Raw genomic sequence first — 17585 nt, forward strand, 5'->3', positions numbered from 1 at the left:
GGCGGCACCGCATGATGATGGGAATTCGATCGGCACAGGGCCGGTTTATGACGTCTTTCCGTCGCAAAATGCGAGAACGTCGTCGACATAGTCGGCAAATTCGCTGATCCCGTGATCGCTGCCTTCGATCACGCGCGTTTTCGCACCCGGGTAATGCGCCAGCATCTCGCGATAGTCGAGCACTTCGTCGCCGGTCGCCGCGAACAGATAGTAGCGTTCGGCGCGCGTGATTGCCGGCACGCGCAGCGCGTCGAGCTCATGCAGGTGACGGCGCTCGACGACGATCGTGCCGCCGCCGTGCCACAGCGGCTGTTCGCCCAGGTGCTGCTCGAGATCGCGTTGCGGCACGATGGCCGGATTCAGCAGCACGGCCTTCCAGCCGTGCTTTTCCGCCAGCCACGTCGCGTAATAGCCGCCGAGCGAGCTGCCGATGACGGTCACGTCGCGCGCGCCCGCCACTTCCGCTTCGGCCACCGCGATCGCCTCGAGCGGCGACACCGACAGCGACGGGCACCGCCACTCGCCGGTACGGCCGAGTTCGGCCATGCGCGCGGCGAGCAGCCGCGATTTCTGCGATTCCGGCGACGACCGGAAGCCGTGCAGATACAGGATCACGTGCGGCTCCCGAGCGCATCGAGCAGCTTCTGGTGCACGCCGCCGAAGCCGCCGTTGCTCATCACGAGCACGTGGTCGCCCGGGCGCGCGGCCTCGACGACGGCCTTCACCAGCAAGTGGAGATCGTCGAACGCGCGTGCCTTGTCGCCCAGCGGCGCCAGCGACTCGCCGAGATTCCAGCCGAGCGCGTCGCGCCCCGTCGGGGCGCCGTAGCCGAACACGAGATCGGCATCGGCGAGGCTGGCCGGCAATTGCGACTTCATCACGCCGAGCTTCATCGTGTTCGAGCGCGGCTCGAGCACGGCGAGGATGCGGGCATTCTGGCGACCGATGCGCGCACGAAGGCCGGCGATCGTGGTTTCGATCGCGGTCGGATGGTGCGCGAAATCGTCGTAGACGGTCACGCCGTCGATGCTGCCGCGCACTTCCATCCGGCGCTTCACGTTGCGGAACGACGCGAGCGACGCCGCCGCCTGCGCGGGCGGCACGCCGACGTGGCGCGCGGCGGCGATCGCCGCGAGCGCGTTCATCCGGTTGTGGTCGCCCTGCACCTGCCACGCGACTTCGCCGACGCGCTCGGCCTGCGAGTACACCGCGAAGCGCTCGTCGACCGGCACGCCGTCCTCGGCCGGCAGCGCCTGCCAGCCGCCGTCGACGCCGAAGCGCTCGACCTCGCTCCAGCAGCCGCGCGCCAGCACGCGTTCGAGCGCGTCCGAGCGGCCGTTCGTGACGATCCGGCCGACGCCCGGCACGGTGCGCACGAGATGGTGGAATTGCGTCTCGATCGCGGCGAGATCCGGGAAGATGTCGGCGTGATCGAATTCAAGGTTGTTCAGCACCGCGGTGCGCGGCCGGTAGTGGACGAACTTCGAACGCTTGTCGAAGAACGCCGTGTCGTACTCGTCGGCCTCGATCACGAAGAAGCTCGAGTCGGTGAGCCGTGCCGACACGCCGAAATTCAGCGGCACGCCGCCGATCAGGAAACCGGGGTTCAGGCCCGCGTCCTCCAGCAGCCACGCGAGCATCGACGACGTGGTCGTCTTGCCGTGCGTGCCCGCGACCGCGAGCACCCACTTGCCGGCGAGCACGTGCTCGCCGAGCCACTGCGGGCCCGACACGTACGGCAGGCCGCGATCGAGGATCGCCTCCATCAGCGGATTACCGCGCGTGACGACGTTGCCGATCACGAACAGGTCCGGTTTCAGGTCGATCTGTTCGGCGCCGTAGCCTTCGATCAGCGTGATGCCCTGTGCCTCGAGCTGGGTGCTCATCGGCGGATAGACGCCCGCGTCGCAACCCGTCACCGTGTGGCCCGCTTCGCGCGCGAGTACGGCGAGACCGCCCATGAAGGTGCCGCAGATGCCAAGAATATGGATGTGCATAGAGATGAATGCTTTCGCGCCGCCGGGCGCCGTCGATTCGGAAAGGATGCATGTGCGGCGCGCCGGACGGACCGCGCGACCGGCGCCGACCCACGACTTTTGCCGCGACACAAAGATGGCTATTGTAACTGACGGCCTGCGCTGCCCGGCGGCCCGAACGATGCGGGCGAACCCCGGCCGGGCGTCGGGTGGCGGCCCGCCGTACCCGTGCTCGGGCCCGTCGGCGATCGAGTATGATTGCCGGATCATGTCTCGCAAATCCCTTCTCGACCCGCGGCGCGTCCGCGAGGAAATCGCCCAATCCGCCGCCCGCCTGATCGCGGAGGACGGCCTGGACTATGCCGGCGCGAAGCGCAAGGCCGCGCGCCAGTTGCTGGGCGATTCGCGCGTTGCCGGCGAATGGCTGCCGGATAACGACCAGATCGAGGAAGAACTGCGCGAATACCTCGCGCTGTTCCAGAGCGATACCCAGCCGGACGAACTGCGCCGCCTGCGCGAGATCGCGCTCGACTGGATGCGCCGGCTCGCCGAGTTCCATCCCTATGTGACGGGCGCCGTGCTGAACGGCACCGCGAACGCCCATTCGGATATCCATTTGCAGGCATTCACCGACAACCCGAAGGACGTCGCCATCTACCTGCTGAACCAGAACGTCCAGTACGACGTCTCCGAGACGCGGCACTTCGCGGGCCGCGCCGACGTCGAGACGCTCAGTTTCCTGTGGCGCCCACGGCGCGACATGGACGCGATCGGCATCCATCTCGCGCTCTATGCGAGCGACGACCTGCGCGGCGCGGTCAAGGCCGACGCGCGCGGCCGCGTCGCCCGCGCCGATGCCGCCGCGCTGCGCGCGCTCGTCGAGGCAGGCAAGACCCCTTCCGAACCGGAATGATTCAACGATGATGATGAAACGCATGTTGGCGCTCGCGGTGGTCGCGGCCGCCGCCGTCGCCGGCGGACTGACCGCCGGCCATTGGTTCCGCGGCAGTGCCGACGACGGCGTCGCCGTCGCCGCGCCCGCCGCGCAGGGCAACCCGGTCGACCAGCTGTGGGCGTCGTCGCTGACGGGCACCGACGGCAAGCCGGCCTCGCTGGCCGCTTTCAAGGGCCAGAAGGTCGTCGTCAATTTCTGGGCATCGTGGTGCGGCCCCTGCGTAGAGGAAATGCCCGAGCTCGTCGCACTGTCGCACCAGTACAAGCAGAAAGGCATCCGTTTCATCGGGATCGGCGTCGATTCCGAGCAGAACGTGAAGAACTTCCTGCAGAAGGTAAAGGTCGACTATCCGGTCTTCGTCAGCGGTTACGCAGGCGCCGATCTGGCCCGTAATTTTGGAAATACCGCCGGCGCGTTGCCGTTTACGGTCGTGATCGACGAAACCGGCAAGATTCGCGAGACAAAATTGGGACAAATCCAGCCGGCCGAGCTGAAAAAGACGCTCGACGCGCTGTAACCGGCCCGAACGGCGGCCCGCACGTTGGCGGCGATTTGCCTGTCGATCGCCGCAATTTCGCGTGAATTCGCCGATACTTTGCTTCCATGCCGGTAATTCTTGCAGGTCCGTCGCGCCCGGCCGTTCGGCAAAACTAGACAAATTTCTCTAAATAGCGCTAAAGTTCGCGCAATTCCGCAGAAATAGAAGCGACCATGACACGATTGCTGGTGCTGCACGGCCCCAACCTGAACCTTCTCGGCACCCGGGAACCGGAGGTGTACGGCCGCGTCACGCTCGCTCAGATCGATCAGGCGCTTGCCGCGCGCGCCCGGGAAGCCGGCGCCGAGTTGTCGTCGTTCCAGAGCAACCATGAAGGTGCGCTGGTCGACCGCATCCAGGCCGCGCGGGAGGAACAGACCGATTTCATCCTGATCAATCCGGCCGCGTACACGCACACGAGCGTTGCGATCCGGGACGCGATCGCCGGCGTTGGCATCCCGTTCGTCGAGGTTCACTTGTCGAACGTGCATCGCCGCGAAGCGTTCAGGCACCACTCCTACTTTTCCGACCAGGCCGAAGGCGTGATCTGCGGGCTCGGCTGGAAAGGTTATCTGTACGCGCTCGAGTACGCGCTGGACAAGCTGCAAGGCACGTCGCGCGGCTGATTTCGCGATCTAGATTCAGCGCCGGCCCCTAACCGGCGCTTTCACGTATTGAAAGGGGAATTCCCGATGGATCTTCGTAAGCTGAAAACTCTGATCGACCTCGTTTCCGAATCCGGCATCTCCGAGCTGGAAGTGACGGAAGGCGAAGGCAAGGTGCGCATCGTCAAGAACGCACCGCCGGTCTACGTGCAGCCGACGGCTGGGTATGCCCCGCAAGTCAGCGCGCCCGCTCCGTCGGCCGCGCTGCCGACCGAAGGCGCTGCCGCGCCGGCCGCGGGCGCTCCCGCCGCACCGGCCGCACCGCAAGGCCACGTCGTGACGTCGCCGATGGTCGGCACGTTCTATCGCGCGCCGTCGCCGGGCGCGGACCCGTTCGTCCAGGTCGGCGACACGGTCAAGGAAGGCCAGACCATCTGCATCATCGAAGCGATGAAGCTGCTCAACGAGATCGAGTCGGACAAGGCCGGCGTGATCAAGGAAATCCTCGTCGAGAACGGCCAGGCCGTCGAATACGGCCAGCCGCTTTTCGTGATCGGCTAAGCCCGCCGCGCGGCCGTCCCGGCCGCGCGCCGCCGAGATGCTCGCCTGGCGCCGTTCGCGCGCCCCTCGAAGAGACGAATACTCGCTATGTTTGAAAAAATCCTCATTGCCAACCGCGGTGAAATCGCGCTGCGCATCCAGCGCGCGTGCCGCGAGCTCGGCGTCAAGACGGTGGTCGTCTACTCGGAAGCCGACAAGGAAGCCAAGTACGTGCGCCTCGCGGACGAAGCCGTCTGCATCGGCCCGGCTCCGTCGAACCTGAGCTACCTGAACATGCCGGCGCTGATCAGCGCCGCGGAAGTCACCGATGCCGAGGCGATCCACCCCGGCTACGGCTTCCTGTCGGAAAACGCCGATTTCGCGGAGCGCGTCGAGCAGTCGGGCTTCACGTTCATCGGCCCGCGCCCGGAAACGATCCGGATGATGGGCGACAAGGTCACCGCGAAGCAGACGATGATCAAGACCGGCGTGCCGTGCGTGCCGGGCTCGGAAGGCGCGTTGCCGGACGATCCGAAGGAGATCGTCAAGATTGCGCGCGCGATCGGCTATCCGGTCATCATCAAGGCGGCCGGCGGCGGCGGCGGACGCGGGATGCGCGTCGTGCACACCGAGGCTGCGCTCGTCAACGCGGTCAACATGACCCGCGAGGAAGCCGGCCGTGCGTTCGGCAACCCGCAGGTGTACATGGAGAAGTTCCTCGAGAACCCGCGTCACATCGAGATCCAGGTGCTGTCGGACGCGTACAAGAACGCGATCTGGCTGGGCGAGCGCGACTGCTCGATGCAGCGCCGCCACCAGAAGGTGATCGAGGAAGCGCCGGCGCCCGGCATTCCGCGGCGCCTGATCGACCGCATCGGCGACCGCTGCGCGGACGCCTGCAAGAAGATGGGCTACCTCGGTGCGGGCACGTTCGAATTCCTGTACGAAAACGGCGAGTTCTACTTCATCGAGATGAACACGCGCGTGCAGGTCGAGCACCCGGTATCGGAGCTGATCACGGGCGTCGACATCGTGCAGGAACAGATCCGCATCGCGGCCGGCGAGAAGCTCGCGCTGCGCCAGCGCGACATCCAGTTCCGCGGACATGCGATCGAATGCCGGATCAACGCCGAGGATCCGTTCAAGTTCACGCCGTCGCCGGGCCGGATCACGTCGTGGCATACGCCGGGCGGCCCCGGCGTGCGCGTCGACTCGCATGCCTACAATGGCTATTTCGTGCCGCCGAACTATGATTCGATGATCGGCAAGCTGATCACCTACGGCGCGACGCGCGAGCAGGCGATCCGCCGCATGCGCATCGCGCTGTCGGAAATGGTCGTCGAAGGCATCCAGACCAACATCCCGCTGCACCGCGAGCTGATGATCGACTCGAAGTTCGTCGAAGGCGGCACCAGCATCCACTATCTCGAAAACCGGCTCGCGCAGAAGCAGCAGGTCGCACCGGAAGAAGCGTAAGCATGAGCTATCGCGAACTCGTCGTCGAACTGGCCCGTGAGCATGCGGAGGCGCTGTCCGACGCGCTGCTCGACCTCGGCGCGCTGTCGGTGTCCGTCGAGGACGCCGACGCCGACACGCCCGACGAACAGCCGCTCTTCGGCGAGCCGGGCCTCGTGCCCGACCGCACCGCGTGGCAGCACTCGCGCGTGGTCGCGCTGCTGTCGGCCGACCATGAGCCGGCCGTGCTGCTCGCCGCGGCCGCGAACGAGATCGGCATCGCCGAAACGCCGAAGTTCGTCGTCCGCGAAGTCGAGGAACAGGACTGGGTGCGGCTCACGCAATCGCAGTTCGAGCCGATCCCGATCGGCGAGCGGATCTGGGTCGTGCCGTCGTGGCACGACGCGCCCGATCCCGATGCGCTCGTCCTCGAGCTCGATCCGGGCCTCGCATTCGGCACCGGCAGCCACCCCACTACCCGTCTGTGCATGGAGTGGCTCGAACAGTCGGTGAAGCCCGGCCAGTCGGTGCTCGACTACGGCTGCGGCTCGGGCATTCTCGCGATCCTCGCGAAGAAATGCGGGGCGAACCCCGTCATCGGCATCGACATCGATCCGCAAGCCGTCGAATCGGCGCGGCAGAACAGCGAGCGCAACCGTGCGGAAGTCACGTACGGGTTGCCCGACGCATGCCCGGACGGCGAGTTCGACATCGTCGTCGCGAACATCCTGTCGAACCCGCTGAAGCTGATGGCGTCGATGCTCGCATCGAAGGTCAAACCGGGCGGGCGCATCGCGCTGTCGGGCGTGCTCGCACGCCAGGCGGACGAAGTCGCGGCCGTCTACGCGCGCTACGTCGACATCTCGGTCTGGCGTGAACACGAAGGTTGGGTATGCCTCGCCGGAACCCGGCGGGAAAGCCATTAGAATAGCGCTGTCCTTCACTCTGGCCAGCAGGCCGCCCGGCTCGACATGCTTCTTGCGACGCGCTGCCCTCATTGCGAAACCGTCTTCCGGCTGCAGCAGGAACAGCTCTCGCTGCATGACGGGCTCGTGCGCTGCGGCCATTGCCACGAAGTCTTCAACGCGTCCGAATCGCTCGTTCCCGAGCACGCGCCGCAGCCCGAACCGGCCCTGACCGACGCGGCTGCGGCGCCGGACCACGGCGACGCGCATCATCAGGCCCCGCCCGCACGGCTGTTCACCGCCGACGCGCCGGCCGCGTCGCCGTCCCACACCGATTACAAGCCGGAAGGCTGGGACATGTGGGCGCCGTGGCTCGACGCCGGCGTCGATCCGTCGCTGCAGCACAGCGTCGAGACCGTCCGCGTCGAGCCGCTGGTGCCGCTCGCGCTCCCGGCCGCGGAAGCCGGCGTCGTTCATCTGTCGGGCACGCCCGTGCCGTTCCCGTCCCCGACCGAACTCGACGCCGCTTCGACTGGCGTCGAGCAACCGGCCGAACCGCATTCGCAGCCGACGGAACACGACACCGCTGCCTTGCCCGCGCCGATCGAGCGCGACCCGCGCGAGCCGCGCTTCGTCGCCCACCTCCCGTCGGAACCGCAAGCCACGCCCGATGCCGCCGAACCCGCCGGCCACGCGCACTTCGCCGTGCCGGACGACGAACGCGCACCGCGCGAGCCGCGTTTTGCGTTCGCGCCGGCGCCGGCCGTCACCGAACCCGAACCCGCAACCGGATCCGACGCGTTCCCCCGGCATGATCAGGCCGCGCCCGCGGCGGCAGCCGAGCCGGCTGCACCATTCCCGGCCGCACTGTCCGACGACGACCGCCCGCACTTCGCCGTCACGCGCGAGACGCGCGCGCCGCAGCAACGCGGGATGCTAGGCGGTTTCTTCGGCGGCCTCGTCGCGGCGGTGCTGGCCGTGCTGCTCGTCATGCAGCTCGCGTGGTGGCAACGCGAAACGCTGATGATCGACTGGCCCGTCACGCAGGGCTGGTTCCGGCAGGCTTGCGCGCCGCTCGGCTGCACGGTCGCGCCGCCGCGCGCGATCGACGGCCTGCGGCTCGACGCGACCGACCTGCGCCAGCTCGACGGGCCGCGCGAACTCGAATTGAAGGTACCGCTGACGAACCGCTACCGCGTCGCGCTCGCGTACCCGTCGCTCGAACTCACGCTGCTCGACGACGCCAATCGCGTCACCGTGCGCCGCGTGCTCGCGCCGCGCGACTACGTGCGCCCGGGCACGCCGATCGACGCCGGGCTGCCGCCCGGCACCACGCAGACGATGGTCGTCCGCCTCGAAACGAACGGCACGCCCGCCTCGAATTTCCGCGTCCAGATCTTCTATCCGTGACGCACCGCGGCGCGCGCATGCGCGCCCGTCTCAACCCGCGCGCCTCAAGCGGCGCGCTATTTCGGAGCACGAACATGAGCAAAGTTACGCTGGGTGGCAACCCGATCGATCTCGCCGGCACGTTCCCGGCCGTCGGCGCCCAAGCCGCCGATTTCAAGCTGGTCGGCAAGGACCTCGCCGACCTGTCGCTCGCCAGCTTCGCCGGCAAGCGCAAAGTGCTGAACATCGTGCCGAGCCTCGACACGCCGACCTGCGCGACGTCGACCCGCAAGTTCAACGAAGCCGCGTCGTCGCTCGACAACACGGTCGTGGTCGTCGTGTCCGCCGACCTGCCGTTCGCCGCCACGCGCTTCTGCACGACCGAGGGTCTCGCCAACGTCGTGACGGCCTCGACGTTCCGCACCGGCCGCGCGTTCGCGAACGCGTACGGCGTCGACGTGACGAGCGGCCCGCTGAACGGCCTGACCGCCCGTGCCGTCGTCGTGCTCGACGCGCAGGACAAGGTGATCCACGCGGAACTCGTCGGCGAAATCAAGGACGAGCCGAACTACGATGCAGCGCTCGCCGCACTGAAGTAAGCTTTCTACCGCTTTCCCCTGCCGCGCCGCGCCCTTCGCGCGGCGTTGTCGCGCAGGGTCCCTCATTTCTACAGGAACGCACACCTTGGCTACGCTGATTTGCGGCTCGATCGCCTACGACTCCATCATGACCTTCGAAGGGCGGTTCCGCGAGCACATCCTGCCCGACCAGGTGCACCTCATCAACCTGAGCTTCCTCGTGCCGACGATGCGCCGCGAATTCGGCGGCTGCGCGGGCAACATCGCGTATGCGCTGCACCTGCTGGGCGGCGATGCGCGCATGATGGGGACGATGGGCGCGCTCGACGCGCAGCCGTATCTCGACCGGCTCGACCAGCTCGGCCTGCGCCGCGACCACGTTCGCGTGCTGCCCGATACGTATACGGCGCAGGCGATGATCACGACCGATCTCGACAACAACCAGATCGCCGCGTTCCACCCGGGCGCGATGATGCAGTCGCACCTGAACCATGCGGGCGACGCGCCGGACATCCAGCTCGCGATCGTCGGCCCGGACGGCTTCGACGGGATGGTGCAGCACGTGGAAGAACTGGCCAAGGCCGGTGTGCCGTTCGTGTTCGACCCGGGCCAGGGTCTGCCGCTGTTCGACGGTGCGACGCTGCGCCGCAGCATTGAACTTGCGACCTATGTGGCGGTCAACGACTACGAGGCCAAGCTGGTGAGCGACAAGACGGGATGGTCCGAAGATGAAATCGCCAGCCGGGTCGACGCCCTCGTCATTACGCGTGGCGAGCACGGCGCGACCATCCGCCACAAGCAGGGCACGGAGCAGATTCCTGTCGTACCGGCCGAGCGCATCGCCGATCCGACCGGCTGCGGCGACGCCTTCCGGGGCGGCCTGCTGTACGGCATCGAGCATGGCCTCGACTGGGCGACCACGGGGCGCCTCGCCAGCCTGATGGGCTCGCTCAAGATCGCCCACCAGGGGCCCCAGAGTTACGTACTGACGCGCGCGGAAATCGACGCACGCTTCGAGACTGCATTCGGTTACAGTCTCAAATGAATATTGTGGGAGAGCAAAGATGTTGACGAACAAAACCCTCACGCTCGCGGCCATGCTGACGGCCACGCTGACGCTCGCCGGCTGCTTCACGGCACCCGGTTCCGCCGATGTCTATAGCGTCGGCCAGGCGCAGCGCGAACAGACGGTCCGCATGGGCACGGTCGAAAGCGTCCGCGCGGTACGCATCCAGTCCGACGGCGGCGGCAGCGCGATCGGCACGCTCGGCGGCGGCGCACTCGGCGCGGTCGCAGGCAGCGCGATCGGCGGCGGCAAGGGCTCGATCCTGACGGCGATCGCGGGCGGCCTCGTCGGCGCGGTCGCGGGTAACGCCGTGGGCGAAAACCTCAGCACGGCGAACGGTGTCGAAATCACCGTGCGCCTCGACAACGGCGATCTGCGCTCGATCACGCAGGCGGCCAGCGGCGAAGCGTTCCGTGCAGGCGAGCGCGTACGACTGCTGTCGAGCGGCGGCGTCACGCGCGTCACGCACTAACCGGTATCCTCAGCACGCGGCGCAAGCCGCGGTCGAACGCATGTGCGACGCTGCACATGCGTTTTTTTTCGTCCGTACTCGCCGAGGTGTCGGCTGCGGCGAGTACGGACGAAAAAAATCCCGCCACCTGAGCCAGATGGCGGGACTGATTGAGTAGCGCTACTCAACCCGCGGACACCACGTGAGTGTCCGGGTGGTGCTGGTCAGCCGCGATTACGGACGGCTGCCGGTCGGGAACGGCCATGCCGCTGCCGGGTTGAGCGCGGTCTTCACGCCCGATGCCGGCGCAACCGATGCGGTCGACGCGGTCGTTGCCGGCGCAGCCTTCTTCACGACGGCCTTCTTCGGTGCAGCAGCCTTCTTCGCCGGCGCAGCAGCCGCCTTCGCAGGGGCAGCCTTCTTGGCAGGCGCAGCCTTCTTCGCGGCAGCCTTCTTCGCAGGCGCAGCCTTCTTCGCGGCAGCCTTCTTCGCCGGTGCCGCCTTCTTCGCGGCAGCCTTCTTAGCCGGTGCTGCCTTCTTCGCAGCAACCTTCTTCACGGCGACCTTCTTCGCTGCAACTTTCTTCGCAGCAGCCTTCTTCGCCGGTGCCGCCTTCTTCGCAGCAACCTTCTTCACGGCGACTTTCTTCGCTGCGACCTTCTTGGCTGCAACCTTCTTCGTTGCGACCTTCTTGGCTGCGACCTTCTTCGCTGCGGCCTTCTTCGCCGGTGCTGCCTTCTTCGCAGCAACCTTCTTCACGGCGACTTTCTTCGCTGCGACCTTCTTCACTGCAGCGGCCTTCTTCGCCGGAGCAGCAGCCTTCTTCGCAACGGTCTTCTTGGCAGCAACCTTCTTAGCAGCCGGTTTCTTCTTGGCAGTAGCCATGTTGTTCTCCTTCAGGTTCAGATGAGAGTCAGTTCAAACTACACCCTTCGTCAAAACCCGCTTCCCGCGGACGCTGTTCAGGACGTGCGCTTCGAAGCGGGCTATTCATCGGCGTACGCAGATACCGCGCGCTTACGCTAATGAATACGGTATGGCGCGCGTGACCACTCGGCCTCGCGCGCCAAATCAAGTCGGTAGCCGGCGCACCGCGCGCCGCTACCCCTAATCGCTTGATCAAGCGGACCGCCACACGGCCGTCCGCTTTATCCGGAGGGAAGTTTGCCCATCCCACTGAAGGGTTCGCAAAGTGCCTGTCGTATCGTTGGGCCGTTAAGGCACCGGGCATGCTTTGCATCAGGCGTTCTTGCTCCTAAACCTTGGGCCGGGGCCGAGAGGCCACCGGCTGCTCACATCATGTGACGGGTTCGCTGCTGCGGGTTATTCCCAGGACAGCGCGCCCCCCGTCTGATATTCGATCACACGCGTCTCGAAGAAGTTGCGTTCCTTCTTCAGGTCGATCATCTCGCTCATCCACGGGAACGGGTTTTCCTCGTTCGGGTACAGCGGATCGAGGCCGATCTGCTGGCAACGGCGGTTGCTGATGAAACGCAGGTAGCTCTTGAACATCGACGCGTTCAAACCCAGCACGCCGCGCGGCATCGTGTCTTCGGCGTAGCGGTATTCGAGTTCGACAGCCTGCTTGAACAGCTCGCGGATCTCGGCGCGGAATTCCGCGGTCCAGAGATGCGGATTCTCGAGCTTGATCTGGTTGATCAGGTCGATGCCGAAGTTGCAGTGCATCGACTCGTCGCGCAGGATGTACTGATATTGCTCTGCAGCACCCGTCATCTTGTTCTGGCGGCCGAGTGCGAGGATCTGCGTGAACCCGACATAGAAGAACAGGCCTTCCATGATGCAGGCGAACACGATCAGCGACTTCAGCAGCTTCTGATCCGCTTCGAGCGTGCCGGTCTTGAAGGCCGGGTCCGTCAGCGTGTGGATGAACGGAATCAGGAATTCGTCCTTCGCGCGGATCGACGTGACCTCGTGGTACGCGTTGAAGATCTCGCCTTCGTCGAGACCGAGCGATTCGACAATGTATTGGTACGCGTGCGTGTGGATCGCTTCCTCGAACGCCTGGCGCAGCAGGAACTGCCGGCACTCGGGCGCCGTGATGTGGCGGTACGTGCCGAGCACGATGTTGTTCGCCGCGAGCGAATCGGCCGTCACGAAGAAGCCGAGGTTGCGCTTCACGATGCGGCGCTCGTCCTCGGTCAGACCGTTCGGGTCCTTCCACAGAGCGATGTCGCGGGACATGTTGATTTCCTGCGGCATCCAGTGGTTCGCGCAACCGGCCAGATACTTTTCCCACGCCCACTTGTACTTGAACGGCACCAGCTGATTCACGTCAGTCTGGCCGTTGATGATGCGCTTGTCGGCGACATTGACCCGCGCTTCCGTACCGCCGGCGGGAACAGCCGATGCTTGCGGCGGCACCGCAAGATCGCCTTCGAAAATGTCACGGACCTGATGGGCGGCAGGCGCAGCGGCCTGCATTCCGACAGCCATCCCGGCGGAGGTGCGCAACGCGTTTTGCTGCGCTCCGCTCGCGGGGGTTACGGCAGTCTTCTCGTCATCCCAGTTGAGCATAAATTCTCACCATCAATTTAGAACGGTTTGTACCATCTTTTCCTGAGCGATAAAAGGGTTCGCTCACGAAAAATCCTTTTTTCGATTCGCGTTGCGACCTCGATACAACACTTTGAGCAACGCATCGTCGTTCATGCAGCGCGCGAAGTGAGTTGCGCATGTATCGCGAGGTGCGCCCGACGCATCGAACGCCGATCGAAACGCGACGCCGTCGGGGATGTTTCGATCGCTTGTCACTGCCTGCAACGCAGGTGGCGCGTTACAGATTCCTTATCATTTTTTTAGTTGAGAGCGGCGCACACTTCAACCTCGATCGGTCGTCGTGTGCGCCGCCTTTGCCTGCTTCTCAGGTCAGGCGCACTGCGTTACTGGCACGCTTCGCACTCGTCGAAGCCCGGATCGCCCGGACGCATCGTGCACACCGGACCGTCCGCCTCGACCGGCGCGAGTGCCGGCGCTGCATTGATCGCGCCCGACGACACATCGCCACCCGCCGCACCGAAGCCGCCTGCCGCGCCTTGCGCGCCGCCGCTGCCCGAACCGCCGTTGCCCGCGCCGCCCGTCGGCACGGCGTTCAGCGCGCCGTGTGCGACCGTCGACTTCTCGACGTGCGTCGCCGCCATCGTGCGGAGGTAGTAGGTCGTCTTCAGGCCGCGCAGCCATGCGAGCTTGTAGACCTCGTCGAGCTTCTTGCCCGACGCGCCGCCCATGTAGATGTTCAGCGACTGCGCCTGGTCGATCCACTTCTGGCGACGCGATGCGGCTTCAACCAGCCACGTCGGGTCGACTTCGAACGCGGTCGCGTAGATCGCGCGCAGGTCGGCCGGGATGCGGTCGATGCGCGACAGCATGCCGTCGAAGTACTTCAGGTCGGCGACCATCACTTCGTCCCACAGGCCGCGTTCCTTCAGGTCGCGCACCAGGTACTCGTTCACCACCGTGAATTCGCCCGACAGGTTCGACTTCACGTACAGGTTCTGGAAGGTCGGCTCGATACAGGCCGACACACCGATGATGTTCGAGATCGTCGCCGTCGGCGCGATCGCGACGCAGTTCGAGTTGCGCATGCCGTGCGCGGCGATCCGCGAACGCAGCGTCGTCCAGTCGAGCGACTCCGACGTGTCGACCTCGACGTAGCCGCCGCGCGCTTCCGTCAGCAGCTTCAGCGTGTCCTGCGGAAGGATGCCGCGATCCCACAGCGAGCCGCGGTAGCTCGAGTAGCGGCCGCGCTCTTCGGCCAGCTCGGTCGACGCGTAGTACGCGTAGTAGCAGACCGCTTCCATCGACCGGTCCGCGAACTCGACCGCCGCTTCCGACGCGTACGGCGTGCGCAGCAGGTGCAGGCAGTCCTGGAAGCCCATGATGCCCATGCCGACCGGGCGGTGCTTCAGGTTCGAGTTACGCGCCTTCGGCACCGCGTAGTAGTTGATGTCGATCACGTTGTCGAGCATGCGCATCGCGACGCTGATCGTGCGCTTCAGCTTGTCGTGGTCGAGCGCGTAGCTGCCGTCGGCCTGCTTCACCAGGTGGGCGACGAGGTTCACCGAGCCGAGGTTGCACACCGCGATTTCGGTGTCGCTCGTGTTCAGCGTGATTTCCGTGCACAGGTTCGACGAGTGGACGACGCCGACGTGCTGCTGCGGCGAGCGGACGTTGCACGGATCCTTGAACGTGATCCACGGGTGACCCGTCTCGAACAGCATGCCGAGCATCTTGCGCCAGAGCTGCTGCGCCGGGATCTTCTTGAACAGCTTGATCTCGCCGCGCGCGACCTTCTCTTCGTAAGCCGTGTAAGCCTTCTCGAAGTCGGCACCGAACTTGTCGTGCAGGTCCGGGCAGGTCGACGGCGAGAACAGCGTCCAGTCGGCGCCTTCCATCACGCGCTTCATGAACAGGTCGGGAATCCAGTTCGCCGTGTTCATGTCGTGCGTACGGCGGCGGTCGTCACCGGTGTTCTTGCGCAGCTCGAGGAACTCCTCGATGTCGAGGTGCCACGATTCGAGGTACGCGCAGACCGCGCCCTTGCGCTTGCCGCCCTGGTTCACCGCGACGGCCGTGTCGTTCACGACCTTCAGGAACGGGACCACGCCTTGCGACTTGCCGTTCGTGCCCTTGATATGCGAGCCGAGTGCGCGCACACGCGTCCAGTCGTTGCCGAGGCCGCCGGCGAACTTCGACAGCAGCGCGTTTTCCTTCAGCGCTTCATAGATGCCGTCGAGATCGTCCGCGACCGTCGTCAGGTAGCACGACGACAGCTGCGAGCGGTGCGTGCCCGAGTTGAACAGCGTCGGCGTCGAGCTCATGAAGTCGAAGCTCGACAGCACGTTGTAGAACTCGATCGCACGCGTTTCGCGGTCGATCTCGTTCAGCGACAGGCCCATCGCGACGCGCATGAAGAATGCCTGCGGCATTTCGATGCGGGTGCCTTCGACGTGCAGGAAGTAGCGGTCGTACAGCGTCTGCAGGCCCAGGTAGCCGAACTGCAGGTCGCGGTTCGCGTCGAGGGCTTCGCCGAGGCGCTTCAGGTCGAACTGCAGCAGCTTGTCGTCGAGCAGGCCGGCGTCGACGCCGCGCTTCAGGAACTGCGGGAAGTATTCCGCGTAGCGGGTCGACATCTCGGCCTGCACGACTTCCTCGCCGAGGATCTCGCGACGGATCGTGTGCAGCAGGATGCGGGCCGTGACCTGGCTGTAGGCCGGGTCCTTCTCGATCATCGTGCGCGCCGCGAGGATCGCCGAGTCGTAGACCTGGCTCATCGGCACGCCGTCGTACAGGTTCTTCACCGTCTCCGCGACGATCGGGTCAGGGTTAACCGCAGCACCGAGGCCGTCGCATGCCGACACGATCAGCGCGCGCAGCGCGTTCAGGTCGAGCGGGCGCGTGACGCCGTTGTCGACGACGTTGATGCCGGTGCTCGACTCGCCGCCCGCTGCCGCTGCGTCCTCGCCCGCATGCTGGCGCTCGAGGTGACGCTTCTCGCGATACAGCACGTACGCACGCGCGACGTTGTGCTCGCCGCCGCGCATCAGCGCGAGTTCGACCTGGTCCTGGATGTCTTCGATATGGAACGTACCGCCGTTCGGGCGGCTGCGCACGAGTGCGCGCACGACGTTGTGCGTCAGCTGTTCGACCTGCTCGCGCACGCGCGCCGAAGCCGCGCCCTGCCCGCCGTTGACGGCCAGGAAAGCCTTGGTCACCGCGATCGCGATCTTCGAGGGTTCGAACGACACCACGCTGCCGTTGCGGCGGATCACCTTGTAGTCGGCGAACGTGGCCTGCGGCGCGAGCGCCTTCGCGCCCTGTTCGGTCCCGCCGAGCGGACGGCTCGAGGCGCTCTCGTACTGGGACGTCGCGTTGTCGGTGGTTTGCATGTGCAAAGCTCCTGGTGTTGGATGGTGCGGAGAGAAAGAACCGCGGATTAAAACGAACGCTGCGCAACGCGGTGCGCGAGCGGTAAGAGGCGAGCGATGCGCCGGGGAAGCCGGTTCGGTCGATGCGCGACAACCTGGCCGGTCGTGTGCTTCGTCATGTCTACCCTGCCCCGTCGATGTTCGCTGCGCTGATCGCGACGCCCGGACCGCCCGGCCTGACGCGCCGCCCTGAGAACCCTGTCCGCCGGCGTTGCCCGCCGGCCGGTGCCGCTCGGGTTTTCCCCTGCGACACACACTATATCTAGTACAGAACTGCTCAACTGGCACCAAGTATAGTGGACATTCGGACGAGGTCAAAACGGATAATTTGCGGTGAAGGTCTTGACATCGCTCACGCGCAGACACGACAAGGCATTGGTCGGAGAAAAAACTTTCTCCGCTCAAAAAACCCCGCGATCAGTGCTGACGGAAAGGAAAGTATTCGGCGGAAAAACCGGCATCGCTCGCGAAGCGTTGCCAATCGAAGTGCGGGCCCGGGTCGGTCTTGCGGCCCGGCGCGACGTCCGAGTGCCCGGCGAATGCGTCGACCGGGTAACGCGCGGCGAGCGCGCGGGACAGCGCGGCGAGCACCGCGTATTGCGCGTCGTCGAACGGCACGTCGTCCGCGCCTTCGAGCTCGATGCCGATCGAGAAGTCGTTGCAGCGCGTCCGGCCGAAGAACTCGGACGAGCCCGCGTGCCACGCGCGCTCGTCGCACGACACGAACTGCACGAGCTCGCCGCCGCGGCGGATCAGGAAATGGGCGGACACGCGCACGCCGCGCAGGTGGCGCTGGTAATACGGGTGCGCATCGCAGTCGAGGCGGTTCAGGAACAGCGACTCGATCGCGTCGCCGCCGAATTCGCCGGGCGGCAGGCTGATGTTGTGGACGACCACGAGCGTCGGCACCGCGCCCGCGGGCCGCCTCTCGAAGTTCGGCGACGGCGCATGGCGCGCTTCGCGCACCCAGCCGTTCGCGTCGACCGACAACGTCGGCGCGTCGCTCATCGCACGTCGCGACCGTTCGCGCGCGCGGCGTGGCGCTGCGCGTGCTCGGCGCTGCAGAAGTAGTCGCCGCCCGCGGCGACCGCTTCGCCCTTCGGCGCATGCACGCCGCATTCGGCGCAGCGCACCATCGGCTCGGGCAGCGACCGCGCGTCGCCGTTCGGCCGCGCGGCTCCG

The 17585-nt window shown here is 66.0% G+C and carries 18 protein-coding genes; 10 read left to right on the top strand and 8 right to left on the bottom strand.

Features of this window, described 5'->3' with window-relative positions; all coding sequences use genetic code 11:
• Positions 1-45: 45 nt before the first annotated feature.
• Together G3N62_RS20655 and mpl are read right to left on the bottom strand one after the other, a co-directional pair.
• Entirely contained in the window at positions 46-615 is a 570-nt protein-coding gene (locus G3N62_RS20655; RefSeq protein ID WP_034186391.1) for a YqiA/YcfP family alpha/beta fold hydrolase, read from the bottom strand.
• Positions 612-1997 (bottom strand): UDP-N-acetylmuramate:L-alanyl-gamma-D-glutamyl-meso-diaminopimelate ligase, encoded by a 1386-nt coding sequence (gene mpl / locus G3N62_RS20660; protein ID WP_034186390.1) that lies wholly within the window; start codon positions 1995-1997, stop codon positions 612-614. Before mpl ends, G3N62_RS20655 begins: the two co-directional genes overlap by 4 nt.
• Positions 1998-2244: 247 nt before the next feature.
• Here mpl and G3N62_RS20665 point away from each other — a divergent pair, with 247 nt between their 5' ends.
• From G3N62_RS20665 to G3N62_RS20710, 10 genes are all read left to right on the top strand, one after another.
• Complete coding sequence (locus G3N62_RS20665) at positions 2245-2889, top strand: hypothetical protein (RefSeq protein WP_034186444.1); 645 nt, start codon at positions 2245-2247, stop codon at positions 2887-2889.
• 7 nt (positions 2890-2896) lie between these two features.
• Positions 2897-3448 carry a TlpA disulfide reductase family protein gene (locus tag G3N62_RS20670; protein ID WP_069706789.1) on the top strand — a complete coding sequence of 184 codons (552 nt, stop codon included), beginning with the start codon at positions 2897-2899 and terminating at the stop codon, positions 3446-3448.
• 194 nt (positions 3449-3642) lie between these two features.
• Positions 3643-4095, top strand: coding sequence for a type II 3-dehydroquinate dehydratase (gene aroQ / locus G3N62_RS20675; protein WP_011350880.1), 453 nt, complete (start codon positions 3643-3645; stop codon positions 4093-4095).
• Positions 4096-4161: 66 nt separating this feature from the next.
• On the top strand, positions 4162-4635 hold the full coding sequence (gene accB / locus G3N62_RS20680; RefSeq protein WP_034186388.1) for an acetyl-CoA carboxylase biotin carboxyl carrier protein: 474 nt from the start codon (positions 4162-4164) through the stop codon (positions 4633-4635).
• Positions 4636-4722: 87 nt separating this feature from the next.
• Positions 4723-6090 carry an acetyl-CoA carboxylase biotin carboxylase subunit gene (accC, locus tag G3N62_RS20685; protein WP_034186387.1) on the top strand — a complete coding sequence of 456 codons (1368 nt, stop codon included), beginning with the start codon at positions 4723-4725 and terminating at the stop codon, positions 6088-6090.
• Between the two features lie 2 nt (positions 6091-6092).
• Complete coding sequence (gene prmA / locus G3N62_RS20690) at positions 6093-6995, top strand: 50S ribosomal protein L11 methyltransferase (RefSeq protein ID WP_034186386.1); 903 nt, start codon at positions 6093-6095, stop codon at positions 6993-6995.
• Between the two features lie 45 nt (positions 6996-7040).
• A complete protein-coding gene (locus tag G3N62_RS20695; protein WP_124670810.1) occupies positions 7041-8384 on the top strand; it encodes a zinc-ribbon and DUF3426 domain-containing protein in 1344 nt (447 codons plus the stop codon).
• A 74-nt stretch (positions 8385-8458) separates the two neighbouring features.
• Entirely contained in the window at positions 8459-8962 is a 504-nt protein-coding gene (gene tpx / locus G3N62_RS20700; RefSeq protein ID WP_034182673.1) for a thiol peroxidase, read from the top strand.
• A gap of 85 nt (positions 8963-9047) precedes the next feature.
• Positions 9048-9986: a carbohydrate kinase family protein gene (locus tag G3N62_RS20705; RefSeq protein WP_034186384.1), complete on the top strand. Its 939-nt coding sequence runs from the start codon at positions 9048-9050 to the stop codon at positions 9984-9986.
• A 19-nt stretch (positions 9987-10005) separates the two neighbouring features.
• Entirely contained in the window at positions 10006-10479 is a 474-nt protein-coding gene (locus G3N62_RS20710) for a glycine zipper 2TM domain-containing protein (RefSeq protein WP_034186383.1), read from the top strand.
• Positions 10480-10692: 213 nt separating this feature from the next.
• Here the strand turns inward: G3N62_RS20710 and G3N62_RS20715 are convergent, their stop codons facing one another.
• From G3N62_RS20715 to G3N62_RS36020, 6 genes are all read right to left on the bottom strand, one after another.
• Positions 10693-11343: a histone H1-like DNA-binding protein gene (locus G3N62_RS20715; RefSeq protein ID WP_034186382.1), complete on the bottom strand. Its 651-nt coding sequence runs from the start codon at positions 11341-11343 to the stop codon at positions 10693-10695.
• 28 nt (positions 11344-11371) lie between these two features.
• Positions 11372-11698: a hypothetical protein gene (locus tag G3N62_RS20720; protein WP_080287729.1), complete on the bottom strand. Its 327-nt coding sequence runs from the start codon at positions 11696-11698 to the stop codon at positions 11372-11374.
• Between the two features lie 83 nt (positions 11699-11781).
• Entirely contained in the window at positions 11782-12993 is a 1212-nt protein-coding gene (locus G3N62_RS20725; protein WP_034186381.1) for a ribonucleotide-diphosphate reductase subunit beta, read from the bottom strand.
• 365 nt (positions 12994-13358) lie between these two features.
• Positions 13359-16364, bottom strand: coding sequence for a ribonucleoside-diphosphate reductase subunit alpha (locus tag G3N62_RS20730; RefSeq protein ID WP_124609726.1), 3006 nt, complete (start codon positions 16362-16364; stop codon positions 13359-13361).
• A 456-nt stretch (positions 16365-16820) separates the two neighbouring features.
• Complete coding sequence (ampD, locus tag G3N62_RS20735) at positions 16821-17411, bottom strand: 1,6-anhydro-N-acetylmuramyl-L-alanine amidase AmpD (protein WP_034186379.1); 591 nt, start codon at positions 17409-17411, stop codon at positions 16821-16823.
• The coding region (locus G3N62_RS36020; protein WP_277399646.1) for a PP0621 family protein at positions 17408-17585 on the bottom strand (178 nt) is incomplete at its 5' end. The genes ampD and G3N62_RS36020, both read right to left, overlap by 4 nt.

It is taken from the genome of Burkholderia sp. Tr-20355, from assembly GCF_017104685.1.
Taxonomy (GTDB): Bacteria; Pseudomonadota; Gammaproteobacteria; order Burkholderiales; family Burkholderiaceae; genus Burkholderia; species Burkholderia seminalis.

Excerpts from the sequence above, each read along its gene's own strand:
- prmA (WP_034186386.1), top strand. The coding sequence starts at position 6,093 with ATGAGCTATCGCGAACTCGTCGTCGAACTGGCCCGTGAGCATGCGGAG.
- G3N62_RS20715 (WP_034186382.1), bottom strand. The coding sequence starts at position 11,343 with ATGGCTACTGCCAAGAAGAAACCGGCTGCTAAGAAGGTTGCTGCCAAG.
- G3N62_RS20730 (WP_124609726.1), bottom strand. The coding sequence starts at position 16,364 with ATGCAAACCACCGACAACGCGACGTCCCAGTACGAGAGCGCCTCGAGC.
- G3N62_RS20720 (WP_080287729.1), bottom strand. The coding sequence starts at position 11,698 with ATGCAAAGCATGCCCGGTGCCTTAACGGCCCAACGATACGACAGGCAC.
- tpx (WP_034182673.1), top strand. The coding sequence starts at position 8,459 with ATGAGCAAAGTTACGCTGGGTGGCAACCCGATCGATCTCGCCGGCACG.
- G3N62_RS20695 (WP_124670810.1), top strand. The coding sequence starts at position 7,041 with ATGCTTCTTGCGACGCGCTGCCCTCATTGCGAAACCGTCTTCCGGCTG.
- mpl (WP_034186390.1), bottom strand. The coding sequence starts at position 1,997 with ATGCACATCCATATTCTTGGCATCTGCGGCACCTTCATGGGCGGTCTC.
- G3N62_RS20670 (WP_069706789.1), top strand. The coding sequence starts at position 2,897 with ATGATGATGAAACGCATGTTGGCGCTCGCGGTGGTCGCGGCCGCCGCC.
- G3N62_RS20710 (WP_034186383.1), top strand. The coding sequence starts at position 10,006 with ATGTTGACGAACAAAACCCTCACGCTCGCGGCCATGCTGACGGCCACG.
- G3N62_RS20665 (WP_034186444.1), top strand. The coding sequence starts at position 2,245 with ATGTCTCGCAAATCCCTTCTCGACCCGCGGCGCGTCCGCGAGGAAATC.
- accC (WP_034186387.1), top strand. The coding sequence starts at position 4,723 with ATGTTTGAAAAAATCCTCATTGCCAACCGCGGTGAAATCGCGCTGCGC.
- ampD (WP_034186379.1), bottom strand. The coding sequence starts at position 17,411 with ATGAGCGACGCGCCGACGTTGTCGGTCGACGCGAACGGCTGGGTGCGC.
- G3N62_RS20725 (WP_034186381.1), bottom strand. The coding sequence starts at position 12,993 with ATGCTCAACTGGGATGACGAGAAGACTGCCGTAACCCCCGCGAGCGGA.
- accB (WP_034186388.1), top strand. The coding sequence starts at position 4,162 with ATGGATCTTCGTAAGCTGAAAACTCTGATCGACCTCGTTTCCGAATCC.
- aroQ (WP_011350880.1), top strand. The coding sequence starts at position 3,643 with ATGACACGATTGCTGGTGCTGCACGGCCCCAACCTGAACCTTCTCGGC.